Origin of the sequence: Paenibacillus brasilensis (assembly GCF_009363115.1) — a bacterium.
GTDB classification, from domain to species: domain Bacteria; phylum Bacillota; class Bacilli; order Paenibacillales; family Paenibacillaceae; genus Paenibacillus; species Paenibacillus brasilensis.
Map to the genome: position 1 here is coordinate 3,149,468 of NZ_CP045298.1, position 25,933 is coordinate 3,175,400.

Sequence of the window (25,933 nt, forward strand, 5' to 3'; positions counted from 1 at the left end):
CACATATCCAGATAGTCCCATGAAATGTTATTTCAAAAATAGCTGACATCAAAGTAGTCAATTTTTAATAACTCCTGTAAAATAAACAGAAAACTTTGAACCGTTCACTGACTGGAGGAAATTATGCAAAAATCTAGAAAACTAATACCACTCATAATTTGTTTGTTTTTTGTGGTTGCCCTGGCCGGTAACTTCGGGGTAGTAGCACATGCAGAAAATAAAGCAAAATATGATATTGGCACGGATACGACGTTCGCGCCTTTTGAGTTTGAAGATGTAAATGGAAAATTTGTCGGAATCGACATGGATTTGCTGGCGGCTATTGCCAAGGATCAAAATTTTGAGTTTACCATTAAGCCTCTAGGCTTTAACGCGGCAGTGCAGGCCCTTGAAACAAATCAAGTGGATGGCGTTATTGCCGGGATGAGTATCACCGACGAACGCAAGCAAAAATTTGATTTTTCAGAGCCTTATTTTGATTCAGGGGTCGTTATGGCGGTCCGTAAAGATAATGATACGATTAAACGCTATGAGGACTTGAAGGGGCAGCGTGTAGCCGTAAAAACAGGAACGGAAGGCTATACCTTCGCGGAATCCATTAAGGATAAATACGGCTTTACGATGGTACCTTTTGACGATTCTTCTCAAATGTACGATGAAGTCAAAACAGGGAATTCAGTTGCCTGCTTTGATGACTTTCCGGTATTGGCATACGGTGTGACACAAAATAATGGCCTCAAACTGGTGACGGATAAGGAAAAGGGCGGTTCTTACGGTTTTGCTGTCAACAAAGGTAACAATAAGGAACTGATCGAGAAATTCAACGCCGGACTTGTTAATATTCGCAACAGCGGGGAGTATGACAAAATCATGTCCAAATATCTGGGCGAATCCGGCAAAGGAGTGGCACCTGTCAAGCATAGCCGCTGGGAGCTGATTTCCGCTTCGCTGCCTGCGTTGATTAAAGGGATGGGGAATACGCTGGTGTACACCCTGGTTTCTTTGCTCATAGCCTTTTTGCTAGGGCTGGTGTTTGGCTTTATGAAGGTAAGCCATAACAAGGTGCTCCGTGGTATTGCGACGGTGTTCGTTGATGTATTCCGCGGTATTCCGCTGATTGTTCTTGCATTTTTTATCTATTTTGGTATTCCACAAGCACTGGGTTTCAAAATGCCGCTTTTTGCTGCAGCTGTATTAACGTTGTCTTTAAACGCGGGTGCTTATGTAACGGAAATTATCCGCGGGGGTATTCAGTCTATTGATCCGGGACAAATGGAGGCGGCTCGCTCACTTGGTCTTCCTTATCGGACGGCTATGCTCAAAATCATTTTGCCACAGGCTGTAAAAATCATGATCCCGTCGTTTATCAATCAGTTGGTTATTACATTGAAGGATACGTCCATTTTGTCTGTTATCGGTCTGGTCGAATTGACCCAATCCGGTAAAATTATTATTGCGCGGACGTTCCAATCCTTTGATATTTGGCTGGTCGTTGCGATAATGTATCTTATTGTCATTACAGTCCTGACCAAAATTTCCAACCGTCTTGAAGGGAGAGTTCGCCGTGGGTAAAATTATCGTCAAAGATCTGAAAAAAAGTTATGGCAGTAACCAAGTGCTGAAGGGCATTGACATGCAAGTACGGGAAGGCGAGGTTGTATGCGTCATTGGCCCTTCAGGTTCGGGAAAAAGTACGTTTTTGCGTTGTATGAACATGCTTGAGGAAATTACCGCTGGTGAGGTCATCGTCGATGACTACAACTTGGGCGACAAAAGCGTGGACATTAACAAAGTCCGTGAAAATATAGGTATGGTGTTTCAGCATTTCAATCTGTTTCCGCATATGACGGTGCTCAAAAACATTATGTTCGCACCGACAGAGCTGGGCAAACAAACGAAGGCAGAGGCCCGGGAAACGGCAATGAAGCTGCTGGATCGTGTTGGCTTGGTTGATAAGGCCAATGCACTGCCAGGCCAGCTTTCCGGTGGTCAGAAGCAGCGTGTCGCGATTGCGCGTGCGTTGGCGATGAACCCGGACATTATGCTGTTTGACGAACCCACCTCGGCGCTCGACCCAGAAATGGTGGGCGAAGTGCTTGGCGTAATGAAGGATCTGGCTCGTGAAGGCATGACGATGATGATCGTGACCCATGAAATGGGTTTTGCACGCGAAGTAAGCGACCGTGTCGTGTTTATGGACGGTGGCTACATCGTGGAAGAAGGAACACCACAAGAGGTATTTAGTAATCCGAAAAATGAGCGGACCATAAGTTTTTTAGAGAAGGTATTGTAAGTGGGGCAGGGTTTGTGAATGTGGGTGGGGGTGTTCGTGAGACGCTCCGCGTTCCATTTGATCTTCCGATCGCTGTTGCCCCTGAATTTTTTGGATTGTATAAGACCTTATAAGGTGAAAATTCAGGGGCAAAGGCGAACGCTGTCGCTTCTACAGATTCAAATGGACCGCTGCGCTACTGCCCGCTGAACCCTCCTTTCTTCACAAAAGCCTGCCCCACTTTTAAATGGGTGGGTATAGGCAGAGGGAATTGGCGCAGCGCTTTGCTTGCTGCGCCGAGGGGGATATAGCGAGGTAAGCATCATTCGATGAATGTTGGAACCCGGGTATCCCACAACTGTAAAAGAAATGAAAAAAGATTTAAGTGATACCGAATGAATTAGTTTAAGGATATGTTAGGGGTGGTATTGAACCTGACATATCTTTTTTCTTATTTTAGCGTGTGGAATATAGGGCTTGGAATTTGTATAATTCAGAATGGCTTATATACAATATACAGCATGTAAGACAGCAGTGTAGACGAGGAGGACGTTCGGTGATACGTACACTGGCTATAGGTCATGACCATCAGGTGACGGTGGGACAGCCGCTGGAGCAGCTAGACATGGAAAATTACATATGGATATGGGTGGATTTCAACGAGCCTACAGATCGTGAGTCGGAGCTGCTAACGAGCTATTTTCATTTTCACCCACTGGCTGTGGAGGATTGTATGCATGTCCTGCAACGCCCTAAATTGGATTATTATGAGGATGTGCAGTTTCTGGTCGTGCACGCGCTTGATGTGGATACATTGGATGCGGAAGAAGTGGACTTGTTCATTAGCAGTCGTTTTTTGGTGACCTATCACCATCATGAATTGGATGAGATAGATCAGGCATGGGAACGGATTGTCCAGCATGCGAATGAACGCAAAATATGGTCACGCGGACCGCTGGCTGCGGCCTACACGGTGATGGACAAGCTGGTGGATAATTATTTTCCAAGTCTGTTCATGATTGAGGATGAATTGGCCGAGCTGGAGGGCCAGGGCAGGCATGAGTCCGTTGAGGAATTGATGAAGCAGGTGTTTGCCCTGCGCGCCAGGCTGCTCAAGCTGCGCCGTACAATTGTACCGATGCGCGATCTGATGTATCGGGTTCTGAATTCGCAGCATGTGCAGGGCAAAGGGGAACATATGGCCTATTTTACGGATATTTATGATCATCTGTTGAAGCTGACGGATATGCTGGAGGCCGACCGTGAAATGACGGCCGACCTGAGAGACAGTTATATTTCGCTCAATTCCAACCGTATGAATTCGATTATGAAGACGTTGACCGTAATTACGACGATTTTTATGCCCTTGACGCTGATTGTCGGCATTTATGGTATGAACTTTTCGTATATGCCCGAGTTAGGCTGGAAATACGGCTATTTCGGCATCCTTTTTTTCATGTTTCTGCTGAGTGTCGCAATGGTGGTCTGGTTTATGCGTAGAGGCTGGTTCAAATAAAATGGACTAACGACGTTTACGCTTGACCGAACGTTTGCGCGGAGTAGTGTTTTTTTTGCGTTGTGTTTTTTTTCGGCGGCGGCGTGAAGGTGGTGTGTATTCATCCAATTCCTCAGATACAGGCGCAGAATTTTTACTGAGGGATTTGCCGAATACGGGGAGCGAACCCATGAGTAGCTTCGCCATCGGAGCAAATTGCTGTACACTGCTCATAACTTTTTGTACCTTGCCAAGAGTGGCTACAATTCCGTCAATGCCACCCATGCGGTCGATAAAACCTTTAATTTCGTTGAGATTGTTGATATTTCCGAGACTGCCCAGCAGTCCTCCTTTGGCTGGTGCCGGGTCTGGTGTAACCACAGCGGAATCCGTAATACTCGCTGGCGCTTCATAAGGCACCAGACTGGAGGAATCGGCTTGTGGAGTCTCGCTGTATGGATCGAGTCCGGGATAGGGAGTAGAATTATACGGATCGGAAAGGGATCGCTGTAGCGGCCTCCGATGATAGTAGTGTCCAGGCATGAGATCACATTCCTTTGCAGGTTGATACTCTACTGTATGTTACAAACGCACAGTGGGTTTAGGCATGTGTCCCGAAATCAGGTATAAATGCGGATTTGGGCATTCGTACGGTATAATCTCATGTCATGTAATGTTGTTCTGTAATGCGTGAAACCGTTAATGCTTGAAAAACCTACTATTTCTCAGGTACAATGAGGAGAGATTGTAACCTTGGGAGATGATAATCCATGCAGCTCAAAAAGCTTAATGATAAAAGTATTGATCAATTGTTTGAAGCTATCTTAACCCTTAAAAATTTGGAAGAATGCTACGTGTTTTTCGATGATCTGTGCACGATAAATGAAATTCAATCCCTCTCCCAACGTCTGGAGGTTGCTCGTATGCTGGGCAAGGGCAGCACATATAACCAGATTGAAGCGGAGACTGGGGCGAGTACAGCCACAATTTCACGTGTTAAGCGTTGTCTGAACTATGGTAATGACGGGTACAAAATGACGCTGGAACGTCTGGGACGCTAATGCGGAGACCTGGGATACTGGTAATCAGCCATGGCTCGAGGGAGCCGTATTGGGTGGAACAGGTGGATCGGGCAGTCGCAAAGCTTCATTTGCCGAAGGATATGCCGGTAGAGGTTTCATTTTTGGAAACGGTTAAAGGAAGATTGATTCAGGATGGTATTGATCATCTGGAGGCCGTGGATGTAACGGATTTACTGGTGATACCTTTATTTATGTCATCGGGCAGTACACATGTTGATGAGATTAGCTATGCGCTTGGGGTCAAGGATGCGCCGGATAAAGAAACGGATTTGATGCCTTTTCGAAGAAAGGCGCGAGTGCATTTCGGTAGGCCGTTGGATGACGGAGAAGATGTTGCACGCATGGTGTGGGACAAGGTTCTTCCACTGTCAGCCCAGCCTGCGAAAGAGCTCATTTTACTCGTTGGACACGGAAGTTTGCATAATGGCTTTCTTCAGCGCTGGGAGCAAGGAATTTCTTCATTGGCCCGTACCGTGCAAAGCGTGAGTAGCATACGAACAGACTATGCTTTGCTGAATCCAGAAAGTGTGCACGACAAGGCAGCGTATTGGAATCAGGAGCGGGGTCATGATGTTATTGTGGCGCCGCTTTTTTTGAGCTCCGGATATTTTACACGCCATATGATTCCTAAGCGGTTGCAGGGCCTGGAGTACCGTTATTCAGGAGATCCTTTGTTGCCGCATCCTTTACTTACAACCTGGATGGACAGGCAAGTTTGCGAACTTATGCAAGGCATGGGTGAGTGAACAAGGCCAAGTCATTGGCAGTTGGGTTCAGGTCGTGTAGTTTAGCTACAGTATTTTTCGCCCTTTTATTCCCAAATTTAGGTCTGTGATGGCTTCTTTTATTGTAAAAGAGGTCTTTTTCCAGTATGATGATATTTTGTACAGACTGAATGTGATGACTGGAATTTGCATATAAATATCATTAAATATACGGGTGGCGTAACGGAATGAAAAGAGCTAGATTAATTTATAATCCGACCTCCGGGCGGGAGGAAATGAAACGTCGTCTTGCGGATGTTTTGCAGCGCCTGGATGAAGGTGGTATTGAAACCTCTTGCCATGCAACTACGGGTGAAGGGGACGCAACGCGTGCTGCAACAGAGGCCATCGAGCGTGGGTATGATATGATTATCGCCGCTGGTGGCGACGGCACCTTGTATGAGGTCATTAACGGGATGGCTGAAAGGGAAAACCGCCCGCCCTTGGGTGTGTTCCCTCTAGGGACGACGAATGATTTTGCCAGAGCAATGGGCATCCCCAGGCAGTGGGAGGATTACTGCGACCTGGTTATTCGTCAAAATCCGAAGCCGCTGGATATCGGAAAAGCCAATGACCGCTACTTTATCAACATTGCGGGCGGAGGGACTTTAACCGAGCTTACGTATGAAGTTCCCAGCAAGCTAAAAACGATGATTGGCCAGCTGGCCTATTATTTTAAAGGTATGGAGAAAATGGTCAGCCTGGCCCCGCAAGAGCTGATTATTAAAGCATCGGGTCAGGAAGTGATACACGACGAGTTCATGCTCTTCCTGATTGCGAATACGAATTCGGTGGGCGGGTTTGAAAAGCTGGCTCCCGGGGCGACAATAGATGATGGGCTCCTCGACGTCATCGCTGTACGCAAATGCAATCTGGCGGAAATGATCCGGCTGGTGACACTCGCATTGCGTGGCGAGCATTTGCAGGACAAGAAGATTGTTTATTTCAAAACAGATTATATGGAGGTAACCTCACCCGGCTATGTCCAGCTTAATCTGGATGGCGAACTGGGAGGAACTTTGCCTGCAACTTTCCAGAATTTGCCGCACCACTTGAATGTATTTCGGTGAGAATTTTTTGGGAAAAATCCACAAAGCGTATGTAATTAGCAATATAAAAATCGAAATGATTTATCTGACTTTATATTGTATCTTGGCGCGACTGAAACCGAATTTTGCAAAAGTCCTGTGGTAGGGAATGATGTGGAAAGGTTTTTGTTTCCGAACGATAGTGTTTCCGATAAAATAATTTTTTGAAGAGATTGGCTTCTCCAGAAGAGATTTCGTCTTCAATAATAATAAAAGACAAGCTACGAGACAAGCTATGGTATACAGAGGTAGTTATGTCGCTTCGACCCTATTAGCAATTGATCCTTGCCGTTCTCCGTGGGGAGTAACGGCATTTTCGAGTTGATGTTTATATAGCTTGCAGGCCGTTTACATCGTATGTATTGAAGGAAGATAGGTATAAAAAAGATGACCAGAAAGAAGTGACATGAATCATGACAAGTAACCGTAGCGGACGTGGAAAAAGCCGCCGGAATGTAGCAGCTCCTGTTCAAGGAAAGCCACAGAAAAAGACTGTGCAGCCTAAAAGGGAGAGAGAGCAAGGGCGGTCTCAAGGTGGAACTGGAAAGGAACAGCTTGGAATCGGAATTGAAAATGGAAATTTTGATGGAAATATAAAGGATGCAGATCGGAATAGAATGGAAAAAGGACGAGGGACTCGTCGTTCTTCCGGTGATGGACAGGAGCGGCACACATCCAATCGTAACCGTTCCAGTACAGAGCGTGCTGATCTGCCTGTACAAAAAAACGATGAAGCCATACTCGACATTATCGGCATGAATCATGATGGTGAGGGTGTAGGGCGTGTCGAGGGCTTTACGCTGTTTATACCAGGCGCATTGCCGGGGGAAAAGGTACGAGTCAAGGTGCTGAAAACGAAAAAGCAGTATGGCTATGCCAAGCTGCTGGACATCGTGCAGGCCAGTCCTGACCGGATTGCAGCGCCTTGTGCCATCTATGATCAGTGCGGCGGCTGCCAAATCCAGCATATGAGCTATGAAGCGCAGCTCGGCTGGAAGCGCCAGCACGTTGTAGACGTACTGGAACGTATCGGAAAGCTGAGCGTGGCTGCCAGCGCCGGTTCCGCAACGGATTCGGGTGCGAATGCAAACGCGACTACTGAATCCGGTAATCAGGCAGCACAGGTATCGGCTGCCCTTGCGGGTTTAGAGGCGAATACAGCTTCGTCCTCGGCAGTAAGTACGGACCCGAATGTCGCCAGCGTGTCCGTAAATTTGGCGCGTGAGCAAGGCGTAGTCGTACATCCTACCCTTGGTATGAGTGAGCCTTGGCGGTATCGCAACAAAGCCCAAGTGCCGATTGGTGTCACCGAGGGCGGGCTTGTCGGCGGCTTCTACGCGCGTGGAAGTCATCGTATCGTGGATATGAACACCTGCCTCATTCAAGATGAGCGTAACGACGAGGTTGTGGCACGTGTCAAAGAGATTGGGCGAATGCTGGGTATCAGTGCATATAATGAAGAAACCGGACGCGGACTGCTGCGTCATGTCGTCGTGAAGACCGCTTTTCGCACAGGTGAAATGATGCTGGTCCTCGTCACGAATGGACGAGATATTCCGCACGTCGATGCTTGGATTGGTAGTATCCGTGAGCATATTCCGCACGTGGCAAGCATTTGCCAGAACGTGAATACCAAGCGAACGAACGTTATTTTTGGCGACGAAACTCGTGTGCTATGGGGCCGTGATGTGATCTACGATTATATCGGAAACGTCCAGTTTGCCATTTCCGCAAGATCTTTTTACCAGGTCAATCCTGTCCAAACGGAAGTGCTGTATGGCAAAACCGTCGAATATGCCGGACTCACGGGCAAGGAAACGGTGATAGATGCGTACTGTGGTATTGGCACGATCTCATTGTTCCTCGCTCAGCATGCGGATCAGGTGTATGGGGTGGAGATCGTAAAAGAAGCCATTGAGGATGCGCGGAGTAATGCGCGGTTAAACGAGATGCGTAATGTGAAGTTTGAGGTAGGCGCGTCCGAGGACGTCATTCCGGGATGGAAAGAGCAAGGCATCACCGCTGACGTCATCGTCGTCGATCCGCCCCGTAAGGGCTGCGATCCACGCCTGCTCGATACCATTCTGGAGATGAAGCCAGAGCGGGTGGTGTACGTATCCTGCAATCCAAGCACGCTGGCACGGGATTTAAGGATATTGGAGGACGGCGGGTATAGAACGGTGGAAGTGCAGCCCGTCGATATGTTCCCGCATACGGTGCATGTGGAGTGCGTGGTAGTAATATATCGAGATGATGCTTCTTATGATTAATTAATGAAGGTGAATTTTTGAACCTCCTTTTATAGGGAGGTTTTTTGTCAATTAAGATAATACTATTCTTTAATTAAACTGATATATACTAGGAATATTTGATCGTTACACTTAATAAAAAGACTGATATCGGTAGTTTGATGTATACTAGTGGAGGAACCTGTCGAATAGGGGGATTTCCAGTTGAACTGTTGAATAGCTTACACTAGCTTTTTTTTTCAAAAGTTTTATTAGAATGGGTAAAGAATAAGAGGTGGTATCATGGCTTCAATTGACGTCCGTATAGATAATTGGAAAAAACGTCTTCTTGATTTGGGTAAAAGGAACAGACTGATTAATTATAGAGAAACTAAACGATCTAGCATAAGGATAATTTTTCCTGATCTGGATGAATTGTTCGCGAATTTAGTTTTAAACGAGAATTCTTTGGAGTTTCCATTCCAATATGAAGATTTTAATGGTGATGATTTAGACGAAATGGAAGGTTCATTAATTTCTTTAGGTGACATCAAAACTGACCAATCACTTAAAGAGCAACAAAAAACATTAAGAAATCTAAGAAATAAAGCCAAGATAGCTTTGGAAGAACAAGGTATTAATATTCTTTATCTTTCTTTTGGATTTCTTAAATGGACAGAAAGTACAGGATCTGATCAAGTAATTACTTCCCCAATAGTGTTGGTTCCGGTCTCGATTACATTAGAGTCGATTAGCTCTCCATTTGTACTACTGCTTGCTGAAGATGAAATTGTTGTAAACCCGACATTAAAATATAAAATGGAACATGATTTTGGCGTTATATTACCTGATTTTGATGCTCATGAGGATAACATTAGGGAATATTTGAAAAATATCAATAAGTTTATTACTAAGAATAAATGGGAAGTTGTTAATGAAACGGGTTTAAGCCTCCTTTCTTTTCTGAAAATCAATATGTATGAAGATCTGGATAAAAATCAAGATAGAATGAAGGCACATCCTTTTTTAGTCGCATTATCCGGTGATAAAGGACAGATTAAAACATTACCGATGGAATTTAATGCATACGACCATGATAAAAAAACGAGAGCAATAGATACGTATCAAGTAGTAGATGCGGATTCTAGTCAACAGGATGCCATTTTATATGCTAAAAAAGGTATCAGTTTTGTGCTTCAAGGCCCCCCAGGTACGGGGAAAAGCCAGACGATTACCAATATTATCGCTGAAAGTCTTGCAGAGGGAAAAAGTGTTCTATTTGTTTCTGAAAAAATGGCCGCTCTTGAAGTAGTCTACAAACGGCTATCTCAAGTTGGATTAACTGAATTTTGTCTAAACCTACATAGTCATAAAGCTAGTAAGAAGGGAGTTTTGGATGATCTAGGAAAAACACTGGCTTTAAATAAATTCAGAATTCAGGATGATACATTCTCTCAACTTGACCTCCTTGAGAAACAGAGAGATAAACTAAACCGATATGTAGCAGAACTGCACACGCCTATTCAGCCACTTAACCAGACACTGTACTATATAACTGGAAAATTGGCTAAACTTTATGAATCTCCTGATATAATTTTTTCTATTGACGATTTGAGAGGAACTACGTCGGAAAAATTAAACGACTATACTTTTTTACTTGGGGAGTTTTCTAAAACTATTGGTAAAATGAGTGGAGATTACACTTTAAATCCGTGGCGAAACTGTATCATAGCAATGGTTTCTCATGAACTACGTCATGATATTGAAACTTATTTAAGAAAGCTGTCACCTAAATTTGATATGCTTACTGAACAGTTTAAATTGATTAATGATTATTATGAATTTAATAGGAAATCTTCACTAATTGCTGTTAATGAATTAATTGAGATACTGGAGGTGTCTGAGAAATCTCCAGGAATTCCAGTTCAATGGGTTACTGGACAAGATATCACTGCTCTAATAGAACAGGCGGAAAAGTATCTAAACTTAAAAATGGAGTATGAGAAACATCATAAAAAATTAACTGATTTTCACCATACCGGCTATTTTAATCTGAATGCTGAATTTCTTAAAACGCAGATTTTATCGACAATCAGTACATTAAAGTTATCACTAAATGAAACAAGTTTCCCTCATGAACAGGACATTGTTAAGTTAAGCAATTCTGTTATAAATGGGTTAACATCAATATCTGAGAAAATAACTTTGTCTTATGGTGCAGCAAAAAGTATTACTGAAATTTTTGATATTTCGAATAAATATACATTTTCTGGTCTTGAGTCTTTGTGTACATTGCTCGACCACGTAATTATGAATCCTAAACCAACGGAAGCATGGTTCGATCCAAGTAAATATAGTGCCGTAAAGAAAGTATACAATGAAGCAAGGAATAAATATTCGCAAATTAATGGTCTGATTCATTCTGTGACCGATCGGTTCGATTCGGAGATTTTTGAATTGGATTTTCACACAATGCTCAGGAAATTTAAGGTTGAATACTCATCATGGTTTAAAGTGTTTAATAAAAATTATAGAAAAGATAAAAAATTGATACGTAGTTTATATAAAGGAAATTCAAAGAAAATTGATGATCAAAACATTATTACAATCTTAAGTGAATTAAAAGAAATTCAGGATAGGAAGTCATGGTTACAAGAAAATGATAATTTACTGAGAGAGTTATTAGGGAGTCATTACTTAGGGGAACTGACTGATTGGGAGAGATTGAACGATTCGTTAGATCAATTTTCCATCATTATAGACTGGTTTTCAAAGGATTCTGTTCCTGAAAAGTTAAAGAACTTTCTGTGTAGTAGTGAGACGAATTCCCAAGGAAATAGAGAACTTTTTGAAAAGGTGGGACTTATAAAGGAAAGTGATATATTACTTACTCTTCAAAAAGTATTTTCCTTTACTACTGAATTCGAGAAAATGGGGATTTCTGATCTTCTGGAAATAATCACAAACGCAATTAAATTGTTTCAACAGCTAGAGAGATTATATACAGAAATCACTAAATATAGTAATCAGGAAATCTCATACGATGAAGCTATAGATCATTTGTCAAGATTAGAGATACTTCAACTCATAGATCATACTATTGAGGATGAAAATGAAAGCCTTAAAAAAAAATATGAAAATTTCTTTATTGGAGGTATTCAGACAGACTGGAATTCGATTCTAGATTCACTTTCTTGGACTGGAAAATTAAAAGAAATTAATGAAAAGTATACATTGCCTCAAAGCTTTATTATTGGCATTTGTTCTAACACGAATTTTGTTAAAAAAGTATCTGAATCTTTAGAAAGGTTAAAGTCTAGTTACAGTCAGATTGAAGTGGAATGGAAATGGTATGCCGATCTTTTTGTAAATAAAGAAGAATTACAACAGATAGCATTATCTGATATATCACTAAAAATAAATAATTGTTTAAATAATATCTCCTCTCTTGAAGAATGGATTGATTTTCGAAGTTGCAGAGACAAGTGTAACAAGGAGGGACTATCAGAATACGTTCAAAAGGTTGAGGAACTTAAAATTGACAAAGATTTAATTGTTGATGCATTTTTGAAACGGTTTTACAGATTATGGGTAGACTCTGTTATTCTTAAATTCCCAACGGTTAATACTTTTCGGAGTCGTAGCCATGCAGAGATTATCCAGGATTTTAGTAGACTTGATTTAAGTCAACTTTCTCTTGCTCGTACACGAGTAAAAGAACGGCTTGTTTCAAAGCTTCCAGACCCAAATTTGCCTACCACTTCAATAGATGAAGTGGGCATATTAAAACGAGAGCTCAGTAAACAACGCAAATTACTACCTTTGCGTAAGCTTTTTAAATCCATACCGAATCTGATGCTTACTTTAAAGCCTTGCGTGATGATGTCACCTCTTTCGGTGAGTTTATTCCTAGAAGCAGATAAGTATAAATTTGATTTAGTCATTTTTGATGAAGCTTCGCAGGTTTGTACGGAAGATGCAATTGGAGCTATTATGAGGGGAAAACAAGTGATTATTGCTGGCGATAACAAGCAGCTTCCGCCAACTAGTTTTTTCTCTGCCAATACATCTGAGGCAGATTATGATATAGACAGTGTGGATGAGAAGGGTGAATATGATGATAGTGATGCTTTTGAGTCTATCTTAGATGAATCAATTGTAGTATTGCCAGAGCGTACCTTACGATGGCATTACCGAAGTCGGCATGAGCATTTAATTGCTTTCTCGAATGCTAAAATTTACAATTATAATCTAATTACATTTCCTTCACATATTGATAAGGTTCCTGATCATGGTGTTGAGTATATTTATGTTGAAAATGGAGTTTACGATCGGGGAGGAAAGAAATGTAATGTGAATGAAGCCTTAGAAGTAGCTAAGTTGGTACTTAATCATTTTGATAAATTTCCCAATCGATCACTGGGTGTTGTCACTTTTAGTGAGTCTCAGCAACAGGCAGTTGAAACTGCCCTTAGACAGTTGCGTTTACAGAATCAAGATTATGAAAGATATTTCAACGAGGAAAAGGAAGAAGCATTTTTCATTAAAAATCTGGAGAATGTTCAGGGAGATGAGAGAGATACAATAATTTTTAGTATTGGTTACGCCAAAGACCCACATGGGGTTATGTATATGAATTTTGGACCACTAAGTAGAGACGGTGGTTACAGAAGATTAAATGTAGCTATAACAAGAGCAAAATATAACGTAAAATTAGTCGGATCAATTCGCCCTACGGATATTAAGTTGGAGAGTACGAAGGCAGAGGGCGTAAAAATGCTACGATCTTATATTGAATTTGCAATGAATGGACCTGAAGTGTTGCAACAGGAATTGAGTTATTCAGATACAGTTAATGTTGATTCGCCTTTTGAAGAGTCTGTTTATGATTTTTTGTTGAAGCAAGGATATAGGGTATCAACGCAAGTTGGTTGTTCCGGTTATCGGATTGATTTGGCTGTCAAACATCCCACGTTAAATGGGCGATTTGTTCTTGGAGTGGAATGTGATGGAGCCACATATCATTCTGCTAGAACTGCCAGAGAACGTGATAGGTTGCGTCAAACAGTTTTGGAAGACATAGGATGGAAAATTTATCGGATTTGGTCTACTGATTGGATTAAGGACCCGGTAACAGAGGGAAAAAAATTGCTTGAAGCTGTTGAAAAAGCGACTAAAGAATACGTTGAAACCGGCTTTAAACCAAAGGAATCTGAGGATAGGTTATCTTCTCCTAAAATAAATATTGAAGTTCTTGAAAAACCTATGTCCAACGATGATATCCAGTATGATAATCCGTATTCATTTGCTTACTATAAAGAAGCAAATATCCATGAAGTGAAAAGAAACTCAGATAATACAGATTACTTTACTAAAGTAATCCATCATGTTGTTCAAATAGAACATCCGATACATTTTGAACTATTATGTAAGAGAGTAGCTGGTTTATTTGGAAATCAAAAGGTGACCGTAAAAATCAGGAAATCTGTTAGCTTTTTAATTGATAATTATCTTGAACAAAAATTAATACGTAAAGGGGAATTCATTTGGATAAAGGACAAAGAGAACCTCTCTGTACGGATTCCTTTATCAAATGATATTGCTGTAAGAGCAATTCATCATATTTGCACAGAAGAGCTTTCTGCGGCTATGCATAAGATTGTTAGTAATAGTATTGGAATTACATCTAATGACCTTTATTTAGTTACAGCACGGGCATTTGGCTTTAGCAGAACTGGAGGGAATATACTTCAAGCAATGGAAAATGCTTGCCAGCATCTCATTCAGACTGGTGTAGTTCAAAATTTGGATGGAAAGATTGTTTTATTAGCAGATAAATATCTTTATAAATCTTAAAGTAGTTTTGTAAAGCAAAAGCGACTTCCTCTCCATAAATAGGATCTGGCAACAATTTTGTTCAATTTTATTTAGATCTATTCTCTGTGAGAGGAAGCACCTTTTCTATATAGTCGATTTCCTTAGTAACCGTCTCTTCAAGATATAAGTATTTTTAATAGAGTATTGGTATGACTTCTTTGATTAGTTATGCGCTTCTTGCGAGATTAATTGTTCTTTTTAATTAAATCATAGGTATACCTCTCTTTCACTCAAAGCCCTATGCAATCTTCTCTTTTATAATTGAGCTAACATACCCATGATAATTTTTTGTTTAGCTTGATCTCTCCAATAAATATCAAAGCGAATTAACTCGTCGATTTTACAAGTCCATAATTGCTGGCTTTCCTTATACAAGCGCTTCTTCAGTTTGGTTCTGCTTGATTTAGGCAAGACTTCGCAAATTTGTTTGAAAATTATTTTTTCTTTTTCGGTCCACTCGTAAATCCCAACGTTTTCTCCGATAAAATTAAGCATAACTTCTACTGTGGCATTATAGAGCATATCCTTTCGATATGGTTTGTGAGAAGTTTTTACCTTATTCTTTATAACTTCTAGGGAGCACAATACTTCCTCTAATGTGTTAATTTTTTTGCTATCCCTTATCTCTTTTGATAATATCAACCATACCTTTGGGTCTAGTAACCAGGTCGAAAAACGCCTTGGCCACTTTTTCTCGACTAAAATATAGTTAAATAATAGTGAGACTTGTGTTCGGTCATCAACTTGTGATAAAGCATACTCAATTTTCCTAAGTTCAGCTTCGATCCCAGTGTATAGTTCATTTCGAGCTGCTTTTTCTCCCTTAGTATCTTGATAACGATCACCATCTGACAATCGTTCTATGTACCTTCTAAGTTTTTTCGTCAATAAATAGAAAGTAATATTTTGGAGGAGTTGATCCTGTGTTTTCATTAAATCTATAATCCATTCTTCCGGAATTTCAATTTCAGGATTATATGAAGTTAGGTTCAAAAGTAAGAGTTGTGAATTGTCTTCTTTTATTAACCATCTAAATTTTTCTTTGTCCTCTTCATAAATTACTTTTGCAGCCATAAAAAATTCTATGTAGTCCCAAAAACCAAACTCCCCTTCAAATCTTCTTAAAAACTGGTATTTATTTCGGAAAGGGCCGTCTCCCGTTGAGATGTGTATTACAAAATCTGGTTTGGTTCCTTTAATTAGCACCGCTAAGCCCCCGTAGAGTAGGGAGATAAGTTCATATCTCTTTAAGTACTTTCGTATTTGTTCACTTTCGTCCAAGTTTTGTCCAAAAAGTGCTAGAACAAAGATAGCAGTATAGATAGGCTTTTTCTTTAAATGTTCATTTGGTAAGGAATTCATAAATATTTTGAATTCTTCGAACAAATTCGAGATTGATTTTTTTCCTAAAAGCCTTTTCAGATGCATTTTAACTTCTCTATATTCTTGAATCCCATTCCAGTGACCAAAGATAGTATCAGAAAGTTCAGCAAGTATTTTTATATCCATCATGTTGGATTCTCCTAATTTAAATAGTTGATTTTTCCACAATGTGAGGTAAAATAGTGAATTTTTTTAGTTCCTCAAAAACATGGCGAGCAGTTCCTTTGTACAACTTGTACATGCAAAAATAGTTGCTATCCAAAGAGTTTAACGATGTTCCTATAGTTATTCCTGTTATAAATCCTTCTTTATCTATGATGAATAAAAAACGATCATGAATACGTTGTTTAGTTTGGTAAAACTGAATCTTTAGTGGCTCCGTTCCTTTTAGTGACTGTATAACAGAATCTTGCTTAGCGATAGTAGCAAATTCTGCTGCACTTATAGGGTTGTGCTCAGTTTTTTTAGGGTTATTATGAAAAATTATATGTTTCTCTTCTGCATGGCAAAAAGCAAAAATTCTAATTAAATCTATTGAATAATTAACTCCGTTACGATCAGAAAAATAAGAATCGAAAAACCAGATTTCTTTGCATGGTTTTTCTAGTTCTTTTTTTATAAAATCCATTGCTTTTTGGACTTCATTTGGTTTAATGAACAGAAAGGAATCATCGACTTCTTCTTCATTCAGCCTTCGACGAATGTTTGATTCAGAATGTTTAATTTTCAATTCTTCAAACGTTTTATTTTCTGAAGTAATGTTAGTTATTATCTGCTCTTTCCCTGAATTCATTGTTTTAAATTCTTTGCCTAGGTTCTTTAAGGGAATAGTATGGCCCTGACGACCTATTGTCGCATTTATTTTTAAACTTCTCATAAAATATGTATCCTTATCAAAGTAGATCAATTTGCCGTCAGCGTACAATTCGATATCGTAATTATTCCAAGAACTTGTAGATAAAATTATAATATCTTCTTCTTGAGGAAAATTAGTAGTATGAATTATTTTTGTGCATACAACCAGATCATCTTTTTTGAAATTTACAATAATAGTATCACAATGTCTCTTATTGCTAACTACAATTCCATCTTCTTTATATGCATGAAAGTTTCTGGGCGAATACTCGTAAATGAAAGTATTACCAAAACATAGAGGGGCCTTTAAAAGGTCTATTCCTATGTATTTTTCAATAAAAGAGCATATTTGTTGAAAGGTTGGAACATCCACTTTTAACGAATATTCTTCAGTATTGGAAAAAAGACGGCGTGGTTTATCAAGAGATATAAATTGCTCTACAAAAGCGCAGGCTCCTTTGCGATAGGGATTCAAAACAGCCCCTTGGCTTAATAGTCCTTCCATTTTCCAACCGTTATATGAAATATTTTCGACTTCTTCGTCTGGAACAACCTTTTCTTCAAAAATCAGTTGAAAACGTCCCAGTTTTTCTTTGGTTTTTAAATGGCGATTTTTTACGTCTTCATCAAAACCTTTATGGTAAACAGTTAGAATATTTTCTCCAGCATAAGAGATTGTATTTTTAAGCATAAAATTCCTCCTGTGAAAACTTATTTAAATATTTTTAGAGTTTTAATAGATATTAGTCCCTTATAGATATTATATTCTATTTTCGCTTTCCTCCCCCAAAAACTCTTTTCCACTTCAAAAATTATATTACACTAACTATTCAAATGAGAACGTATATTCGGTATAATAAAATAGGAACATTAGTTCTGTGTTTAAACTAATAATATCGGAGGATTCGCATGATCAAAAAAAGACAGTACCACTTATGGCAATATCAACTTGGCGATGTAACAGAACGAAACGGAGAATTTTCACTGGCCTACACTTTAGCAGATGCCAAGCAAACAAGTGAAACTTTCATGTATTACATTCTACACGAGAAAATAATGAATAAGAAATTTGATGCTACGCCAGAGTACATAACCAATCAAGATACTTCCAACCTAAAATCCAATAATAGCAAGCCGATCAGAAAAAAGAAGAATCTCCTCCCAATCATGACCATCGAGACTGGACGTGGACGTAGTGAAGAGGACAATGACAAACTCAAACGTTTACTGGAAAAGGGCTTTACCGCCATTTATACAAAGTCAAACGGTCAAGAGATTGCTCGGCATACTTATGTATTTTTGGATAATGTCCTTTCCGGTGTTCAAAACAAAGAATGTCGTCAGCTATTTGTACTGGAGAAATACGTTGAAGCATTGAAAGCGCATGTTTCCCTTGGAACCGAACCAACTAAGTGCACCGTATCTAAAAACTTGACGCGCAATGCCTTAACGACAACAGACGTATATCTATTTCCTGTAGATATGAAGCAATTGGCCATCTGTATTCTCCCCGATAAAGAAATACCAGTAACGGAAGATGTAGAGATGATCCTTCCATATGATCGCACACCCGAAGAAGAGGGCAGATATGTTAAGCTTCAAGCCTATATGGAAGAAGAACAACACTATGAAAAGGAGCGCCAAAAAATCAGCCAAAAGGTCAAAGAGCATAAAATCGAACTTCCTATCGCACCTAACGATAGAGACAAATACAAAACGACTGGTCGTTGGGAAAAAGAGAATAGCAGACGAGTGTGCTTAGAGCACCTTAGCAAGCCTGTATGGAAAGTCCAAAAGAAAGATGGCGTTTCGGTTCCTGTATGGACAATCGACCAGACTGAGCCGTATGAGAAAAAAGAACTCCCCATCACTCCATGGTCAACAGGGTTGCAATTAGCTGAAGTAAAAAATCATACGGTCATGGAAAATGTATTTGACGGTATGGGTTTGGTCTCAAAAGAGTTAGGACGGAAAATGGAGCGTTTCCTAGAGGTAGACTATAGGATTACAGGTTATCAATTACGCTTGCCAGCAATCAAAGGCTTCTTTCCTTGTGTAGATTTTCATGGATATTTCCGTAAGCATAATGTGAAACGGATTCAGGATATATTTGGAACATGGCATGATGCAGACAAAATTGATATTTTGACCACCGAGTCTACCTTTAAAGCGAAGCTACAAGTGATCGGAGAAAAGCCAGACGGTTTAGAGGAGAAAGCCTGGTTATTTCCCTCGATAGCAGTGTACCAGTCTAAATTGATAGAGTATGGCTATGATGCGATAGGGATCTCCAATGTTGCCAAGCCAGTACATGAACAATACCGGAAATCATCGTATCAGCTGTTATTGGCTCTTGATCTGCAAGCCAGAGATGTCGTTTGCTTATCCCATGTCCAGGGTGACCTTATATATCGGGCATTAAGTATCTATCGCAAAGAGGAGTTGGACTGGGAAGGTCTCCGCTATTTGCAAGCCTTCCTGCACTTGGTGTATCGGGAAAATTCAGATAATGGAATTGGTAAACAGTGTAGCGATGCCATTCATGCTCTGCAACTTAATAAAAAATTGGCATTCGATCATAAAGTAAGGCAAACGATCAAGGAAGTAATTGATCATAAAATAGATGAAATGGGCTTGGGTAAATTTTATATTGAAGCTAAGTATCTGTATGTGACACAAGATATTTTAGCGTTTTTGTCTTACGCTGCGGCAGCGGATCATCACACTTGGGAATATACAGGGTTTTTGTCTGCCAAGCAGAGTTACTGTGGCGGCGCAATATTAGGTCAGAATCTATTTGCGAGAAATCCGATCATGTCTTTCAGTGAAATTACCCGAACCACATTTGTGGATTATGAAGGTGAGGATGCTGAGTTTATTCGTCATATCGACAATATTGTGCAGCTTCCTTTGGGGACAGAGCCAGATCGTCTTGGCGGCGCAGACAGGGACGGCGATGAACTACTGGTTTTGTCTACAGAATTAAATTTGGTCGAAACTCAGATTGAATACCTTCAGCAGTACAATTTTAAGGTTAATAACGAAAAAAGTGAACACCACGGTAAAAATCGGCTTGACCTGTTGAATGAGAATATTCAGCAGCATTTTGCGGAACGTTTTCCCGCTCAGGCTAAAGTATCAGTGGCAGACTATGTGATCGATTCACTGGTACAAGTCAACGATGCAGATAAATCCACCGCTCCTTCACAGGATTGGAACAAGGCAAATGTTATTGATTTTATTATTCGCTCTGAAGATAAAACGGGAGAAATCACCGATATTAATACGACGATTGAAAATATCGCTAACGCGAAGGGTAGGCTATTGCAATACAAGTTTCCGATTGCGATCATGAAGCATTTGCAGGCCCTATGTATAGATGCTTCCAAATCGGGTCTGTTCGACCAAGTTGTCATTCCAGATGTAATTCAATATCGGTTTGGAACGTTGAAGCCACAATTTACATTTTTCAAAGACGGAAAAACCTACAACAAGTATCGTCAGTACATCTCGGCTTTAGATCTGCTTGCCGAGTCCATGTTTTCATTTAAGAAATATATAAATCGAATCATGATAGACGATACGGATCGGAAAATTCGGAAACATCAGTTTGAGAATATCTATCAGTATTTTCAAAATCCTAACTTGGATACAGTGTATGTGGATCAAACCATCAATGCGTTAAAGACAACTTATGATACGTTCCTGCAAATAAATAGAGAGCTAACGCAAGAGAAGCAAAGCCTGAATCCATTCGCATCAGACGAGAAGCAGAAGCGATTGCGAAAAGAAGTGGATGCCAAATTTGCGGAGCTATATCGGGAAACGAAGGCAGCAGCAGAAAGCATATGCGATTGTCCTTCTCTACTTGCTACGGCTGCTGTGCGGAAGACTTACGTGGACTCCAAAGCGAAAAAATCGAATAAAAATTATTCCTTTTGTTGGGTGGTCGCCAGTGAAGGAATGCTGCAAAATGTACAGCTTCATTATGAGGACAAAGATAAAGTATATATCCAGCAGGCAAAAGAAAGTGATGAACATACCTTTGAATGGTTAGGCCATAACTATGCCACGGTGATGAAACGAGAAGCTTACACGTTACAATGGCCTGAAGGCAAGGATATGAGCATCCCTGACAAGTACCTCAAACGACAGGATGCGAAGCTCGGTGATCTCATCGACTATAAAATTTCCTTGGTAAGCAGCGAAAAGAGGACATGGAATCCCAAAGAAGTAGCTGAGAAAATGGTGGGTCAGACATACACCCTGTTCGATGACCGTGGCTGGCTTGGCGTAGCTGAAGGATTGAGTATTGCTCGCAAAGCAGGAGATTCCATCCTCAATTGCTATATGTACAAGTCGATAACCATTAAACAGATTATAAAGACAACGAACGCTTCTATCATTTTCCAGGCAGACTTCCGAGCTTAACGATGCGGCTTGCCAGCCGGTAGAGAGGGATGTGGGGGGATTAACCTTTCACATTCCAATCATTAATATATGTGGAGGTCAAATATGGATAGCTATACCATTGTCATTACCCAGTCTCGAATGGCAGGGTGGTTGATGTTTAATCGGTTTCATAAAATGGATGAAAAAGTAGATTTAAAGGATTCCAATCGGAAAGTATTTATATTCAAGGATTCACTTCCATTAAGGAAGGCCATGGAACAATATAACGAATTTAAACAGGTAGTCGATAACATCTATTAATAAGGGGGATCATAACAATATGACAATAGCTTTACAAAAACACGATGATAAACACAAATATTATACCGACCAATTCACCATTAATGGAAAACGGGTGGCTGTACGAAAAAATAGCAATAGCAAACAAGTAGAGGCTTGGATAGATGGTATGTGGAAGCCGATTACCAAGGAAGATATCGATAAACAGTATCGGATACAGTTTGATTATTCTCCATATGAGTTGGAGTTTTCGTATAATGGTGGCAAAACGTGGTGGACATACACGGACGAAAAATATATGACCGATTCGGAACGAGCGTATTTCAAGAAGGAGATCGCGTTTTTTGAGAATTGGGAACTTGAACAACGGATTGCAGAGGAAGAACGGAAAGCGAATGATCCTGAATATCAAGAGTGGCTTGCCGAACAATATGAAGAATGGTTAGCTCATGAGGAAGAGTATTACCAGAGTCAAAGCAATTCTAAGCTTACATCTTATGTGGATTTTCCAGATGTGTTCAAACGCGATGATGAGTCAGCAGGAGAGAATTCTCCCAAATCAATTGAGCATAATTATATGGAATACTTCGAGATTCACGGAACGCATAAGAAATTTCAACCTGTTTGGTATGCCAAAGATATTTTAGATCAGCATATGAAATGTTTTTCTGATGGTACGTTTTTGTATCGATATGATCAGGGCGTATATGTCAATGATGGTGAGCGTCACCTGGAGCAATTATCCGTTACCCTGCTGGATAATGAATTTCGCCATAGTCGGATTAAGGAAGCACGTTATTACATAGAGGCCCAAAGTTATATTGCAGGAACCCAAATGAATCTGTTGGACGACTATATTAATGTGAAAAACGGTTTGTTGAATTGGAAAACGGGAGAGTTAAGGGAGCATACGCCTGATAGACGGAGCACTATTCAATTTCCTGTCCTATATGATCCTACGGCCAATGACCCTGTCATGCTTCAGTTTATCGAATCTGTACTGGAAAAGGATACGCATGCAACTTTATTTGAAATGATTGGCTATTTCCTGATTCCCACCTTGGAATATGAAAAAATATTTTTATTCACAGGTACGGGAAGCAACGGGAAATCGGTATTGATTAAAACGATTGAAGCAATGATAGGCAAGGCGAATATATCCAAAGTTAAAATTCAGGATTTAGAAGGAGACAGATCACGGTTTAAGATTGCCGAGTTGTATGGAAAAGTGCTGAATTGCTTTACAGGTATCCCTGCGGATGCATTGAACTCAACAGGGAACCTCAAGGTGCTTGCCAGTGGTGAAGGATTAAACGCAGAAAAAAAGGGGAAAGATCCCTTTAACTTTGAGCCGTTTTGTAAATTGTTGTTCAGCGCCAATGAGTTGCCGAAAAGTAGTGATAACAGTGACGGATTTTTTAGAAGGCTGACGGTGTTTCCTTTTACTCGTAAATTTACAGATCAACAAAAGGATACGAAACTAATTCATAAACTGACGACTCCATCCGCTTTATCGACACTATTAAATTATGCACTTGAGGGCTTAAGACGACTCGAACAACAAGGTGGATTTTCGTATTCACAAACGATTAAGGATCAAGTTAAAACGTATCAAATGGAGTCGGATACCATTATGCTGTTCATAGATGAAGAATGTGAAATTGAAAGTGAAGCTTCAAAACAGGATGAAAGCCGAATTGAATGCAAAAGGTTGTATGCCAAGTATGCTGCATGGTGTAAACAAGGTGGATTTAAACTTGAAACGACGACTAAATTTAATAAGCATCTCGATGCAAAACTTAAGGATAAGATTTACCGGAAGAAGGCCAAAACAATAAGTGGCAGCTCAGTTCCCTTTTGGTTTGGTATCAAAATATAATGTTTCCTGTTTGCAGCATCTGTTTCCTGTTCGTTTTCTGTTTTGCATACAATTGGAAACGGAAAAATAGTTTGTTTACATAGAGAATCATGAGTTTGTTTCCATGTTTCCTGTTTTTTTAACTCTTGAGAGAATACATATAATAATATTTGATCGAATATTATGTGCTGGTGAGGAGTGTATATATGATAAGGAGTGCTCAAAACTGGAAACATGGAAACAGCTTTTAAAAATCCGCTATTATATTGGAGAAATTGAATCGAAGATAGGAATTCGGCATTATAAAATTGGAAACAAACGGACGGAGAATAAGAAACATGTTTGTATATCGAGTTTATATGGTGGGCTTGTCAGCTCGTAGAGAGGAAGTGGAATTGAATATATTTGTTCAGCCATGAATTTTAGAGTAAAGGGATGATTGGAGTTGCGAAAGTGAACTTAATAAGCCGCAATGGGGTTGGGTGTGGGAGGGGAAACGGCGGCAGCAAATATTTGTCCGAAGTACAGCTCAAGCGAAACGAAGGAAAATCTTTGGAGAGTTTCCCCTATCCCACAAATAGATTATTTATAGATTCAGCAAATATTATATACATAATCAGAATCATGTTATTGACTAGGATTACCACTTGAAAATTTTCAATTTACATATTCAAATTAATCTTGCTGAATTGGACTATTATTTGCAAAATTTTAAACTACACGAATTGAGGACTTGAACCTTCAAAGTTGAAATGTGTCACGTGACACAATGAGCAGTTTTACAATTACAAATTAGACTACACGGGAATTCTGGCTGCTGGCTAGGGTTCCTTTTTCATTTAGAGAGGAGAAATATGAATGCTATTAATGTTACAAGCAATAAGTGTAGAAATATCACGAGTTGTCACAGCAGTTGTTGTGTTTTGCATCTGGATTTGGATTGCAGCCTTTTTAAAAATGAAGGTAGAAAGGGGGATGAAGTGGATTGGAAATCAAATTCGTAAACGTAGAAATTTTAATACCGTACATAAAAAACGCCAGAAATAATGAGAAAGCTGTAGAATATGTAGCAACGAGTATTGAGAGTTATGGTTTTAAAAATCCAATTCTGATTGACAGTAACAATGAAATCATAGCAGGTCATACTCGTCTGTTAGCAGCTAAGAAGCTTGGACTAAAGGAAGTACCAACTATATTAGTGGATGATTTAACACCAGAACAGGTCAAAGCTTTCAGAATAGCCGATAACAAAACGGCTGAGTATGCAGATTGGAATTTTGAATTGTTGGCGCAGGAAATGGAAGAATTAAAACTAGCTGATTATGATCTTTCTTTAACTGGATATGATATGAGTGAGTGTGAGAAGTTGTTAGATATATTGCATGAAGATACAGCCGATGATGAGGATGATTTTAATGTAGAAGAAGCATTACCTGAACATCCGGTCACTCATAAAGGTGATATTTGGCTACTTGGTAAGCATAGACTCATCTGCGGTGACTCGACTAATCCACAGGATATCGCGACATTGATGAATGGTAAGAAGGCTCAGCTTATTGTAACTGATCCACCTTATAATGTAGATTATACAGGTAAAACCAAGGATGCATTGAAAATAGAGAACGATAAAATGGACAATCACGAGTTTTATAATTTCCTATTGGCTGCTTATACTCAAATGTTTGAAGTTGCTGATGATGGAGCGAGTATTTATGTATTCCATGCGGATAGCGAAGGATTAAATTTTCGGAAGGCATTTATTGAAGCCGGATTCAAACTGTCTCAATGTTGTATATGGGCAAAGCAAGCAATGGTAATGGGCAGAAGTGATTATCACTGGATGCACGAACCCGTATTATATGGTTGGAAGCCGACAGGTGGACACTACTGGAACAGTGATCGGAAGCAGACGACATTATGGCAATTTGATCGCCCCTTCCGCAATGAATATCATCCCACCATGAAGCCGATTCCCTTGATTAGCTACCCGATTAAAAATTCGAGCAAGCTTGGTGATATTGTGTTTGATCCATTTGGTGGTTCTGGTTCAACGTTGATTGCTTGCGAGGAAACAAATCGGCTTTGTTATACGAGTGAGCTTGATCCCAAATATGTAGATGTGATTGTGAAGCGGTATATTGCCCATGCTGGCGACAATAGCGGCGTATATCTGATTCGGGAAGATAAGCAACATAGCTATCAAGAAGTAGTGGCTAAATCCAAAATTAGTGAGCATATAATGAGTTTATAAGGTGTATAGCATCACAAAAATTATAAACAAGGAAATACCGAAATTACTAAGTGTAGATTTTATAGTTTGAAAGAACATGGAAGTTTTA

15 protein-coding genes are annotated in these 25,933 nt (G+C 40.0%); 12 read left to right on the forward strand and 3 right to left on the reverse strand.

What is annotated here, in order from left to right; all coding sequences use genetic code 11:
• Positions 1-123: 123 nt before the first annotated feature.
• The 3 genes from GCU48_RS14825 (at position 124) to corA (ending at position 3,788) form a co-directional block, all read left to right on the forward strand.
• The gene (locus GCU48_RS14825) at positions 124-1,572 is read left to right on the forward strand and encodes an amino acid ABC transporter substrate-binding protein/permease (protein ID WP_152380506.1); all 1,449 of its coding nucleotides are present in this window, start codon (positions 124-126) and stop codon (positions 1,570-1,572) included.
• Positions 1,565-2,293: an amino acid ABC transporter ATP-binding protein gene (locus GCU48_RS14830; protein ID WP_152380507.1), complete on the forward strand. Its 729-nt coding sequence runs from the start codon at positions 1,565-1,567 to the stop codon at positions 2,291-2,293. The genes GCU48_RS14825 and GCU48_RS14830 overlap by 8 nt, the downstream gene beginning before the upstream one ends.
• Positions 2,294-2,828: 535 nt before the next feature.
• Entirely contained in the window at positions 2,829-3,788 is a 960-nt protein-coding gene (gene corA / locus GCU48_RS14835) for a magnesium/cobalt transporter CorA (RefSeq protein ID WP_152380508.1), read from the forward strand.
• 6 nt (positions 3,789-3,794) lie between these two features.
• Here corA and GCU48_RS14840 read toward each other — a convergent pair whose 3' ends face one another.
• Positions 3,795-4,310, reverse strand: coding sequence for a hypothetical protein (locus GCU48_RS14840; protein WP_025715536.1), 516 nt, complete (start codon positions 4,308-4,310; stop codon positions 3,795-3,797).
• A gap of 227 nt (positions 4,311-4,537) precedes the next feature.
• Between GCU48_RS14840 and GCU48_RS14845 the strand changes: the two genes are divergently transcribed.
• The 5 genes from GCU48_RS14845 (at position 4,538) to GCU48_RS14865 (ending at position 14,785) form a co-directional block, all read left to right on the forward strand.
• Entirely contained in the window at positions 4,538-4,828 is a 291-nt protein-coding gene (locus GCU48_RS14845) for a YerC/YecD family TrpR-related protein (protein ID WP_007428885.1), read from the forward strand.
• The gene (locus GCU48_RS14850; RefSeq protein ID WP_152380509.1) at positions 4,828-5,595 is read left to right on the forward strand and encodes a sirohydrochlorin chelatase; all 768 of its coding nucleotides are present in this window, start codon (positions 4,828-4,830) and stop codon (positions 5,593-5,595) included. Before GCU48_RS14845 ends, GCU48_RS14850 begins: the two co-directional genes overlap by 1 nt.
• A gap of 206 nt (positions 5,596-5,801) precedes the next feature.
• Positions 5,802-6,683 (forward strand): diacylglycerol kinase, encoded by an 882-nt coding sequence (locus tag GCU48_RS14855; RefSeq protein ID WP_025715534.1) that lies wholly within the window; start codon positions 5,802-5,804, stop codon positions 6,681-6,683.
• Between the two features lie 431 nt (positions 6,684-7,114).
• The gene (rlmD, locus tag GCU48_RS14860) at positions 7,115-8,971 is read left to right on the forward strand and encodes a 23S rRNA (uracil(1939)-C(5))-methyltransferase RlmD (RefSeq protein ID WP_152380510.1); all 1,857 of its coding nucleotides are present in this window, start codon (positions 7,115-7,117) and stop codon (positions 8,969-8,971) included.
• A 261-nt stretch (positions 8,972-9,232) separates the two neighbouring features.
• Complete coding sequence (locus tag GCU48_RS14865) at positions 9,233-14,785, forward strand: DUF3320 domain-containing protein (protein ID WP_152380511.1); 5,553 nt, start codon at positions 9,233-9,235, stop codon at positions 14,783-14,785.
• A gap of 276 nt (positions 14,786-15,061) precedes the next feature.
• Here GCU48_RS14865 and GCU48_RS14870 read toward each other — a convergent pair whose 3' ends face one another.
• Entirely contained in the window at positions 15,062-16,318 is a 1,257-nt protein-coding gene (locus GCU48_RS14870) for a hypothetical protein (RefSeq protein ID WP_152380512.1), read from the reverse strand.
• 16 nt (positions 16,319-16,334) lie between these two features.
• Positions 16,335-17,735: a hypothetical protein gene (locus tag GCU48_RS14875; protein WP_025715971.1), complete on the reverse strand. Its 1,401-nt coding sequence runs from the start codon at positions 17,733-17,735 to the stop codon at positions 16,335-16,337.
• A gap of 218 nt (positions 17,736-17,953) precedes the next feature.
• Here GCU48_RS14875 and GCU48_RS14880 point away from each other — a divergent pair, with 218 nt between their 5' ends.
• The 4 genes from GCU48_RS14880 to GCU48_RS14895 all read left to right on the forward strand — a co-directional run bounded on the left by GCU48_RS14880 (position 17,954) and on the right by GCU48_RS14895 (position 25,845).
• Complete coding sequence (locus GCU48_RS14880; protein WP_152380513.1) at positions 17,954-21,475, forward strand: hypothetical protein; 3,522 nt, start codon at positions 17,954-17,956, stop codon at positions 21,473-21,475.
• Positions 21,476-21,559: 84 nt separating this feature from the next.
• Positions 21,560-21,757 (forward strand): hypothetical protein, encoded by a 198-nt coding sequence (locus tag GCU48_RS14885; RefSeq protein ID WP_152380514.1) that lies wholly within the window; start codon positions 21,560-21,562, stop codon positions 21,755-21,757.
• Positions 21,758-21,776: 19 nt separating this feature from the next.
• Positions 21,777-23,615, forward strand: coding sequence for a DNA primase family protein (locus tag GCU48_RS14890; RefSeq protein WP_152380515.1), 1,839 nt, complete (start codon positions 21,777-21,779; stop codon positions 23,613-23,615).
• A 964-nt stretch (positions 23,616-24,579) separates the two neighbouring features.
• Positions 24,580-25,845, forward strand: a complete 1,266-nt coding sequence (locus GCU48_RS14895) for a DNA modification methylase (protein WP_152380516.1) — start codon at positions 24,580-24,582, stop codon at positions 25,843-25,845.
• Positions 25,846-25,933: the final 88 nt, after the last annotated feature.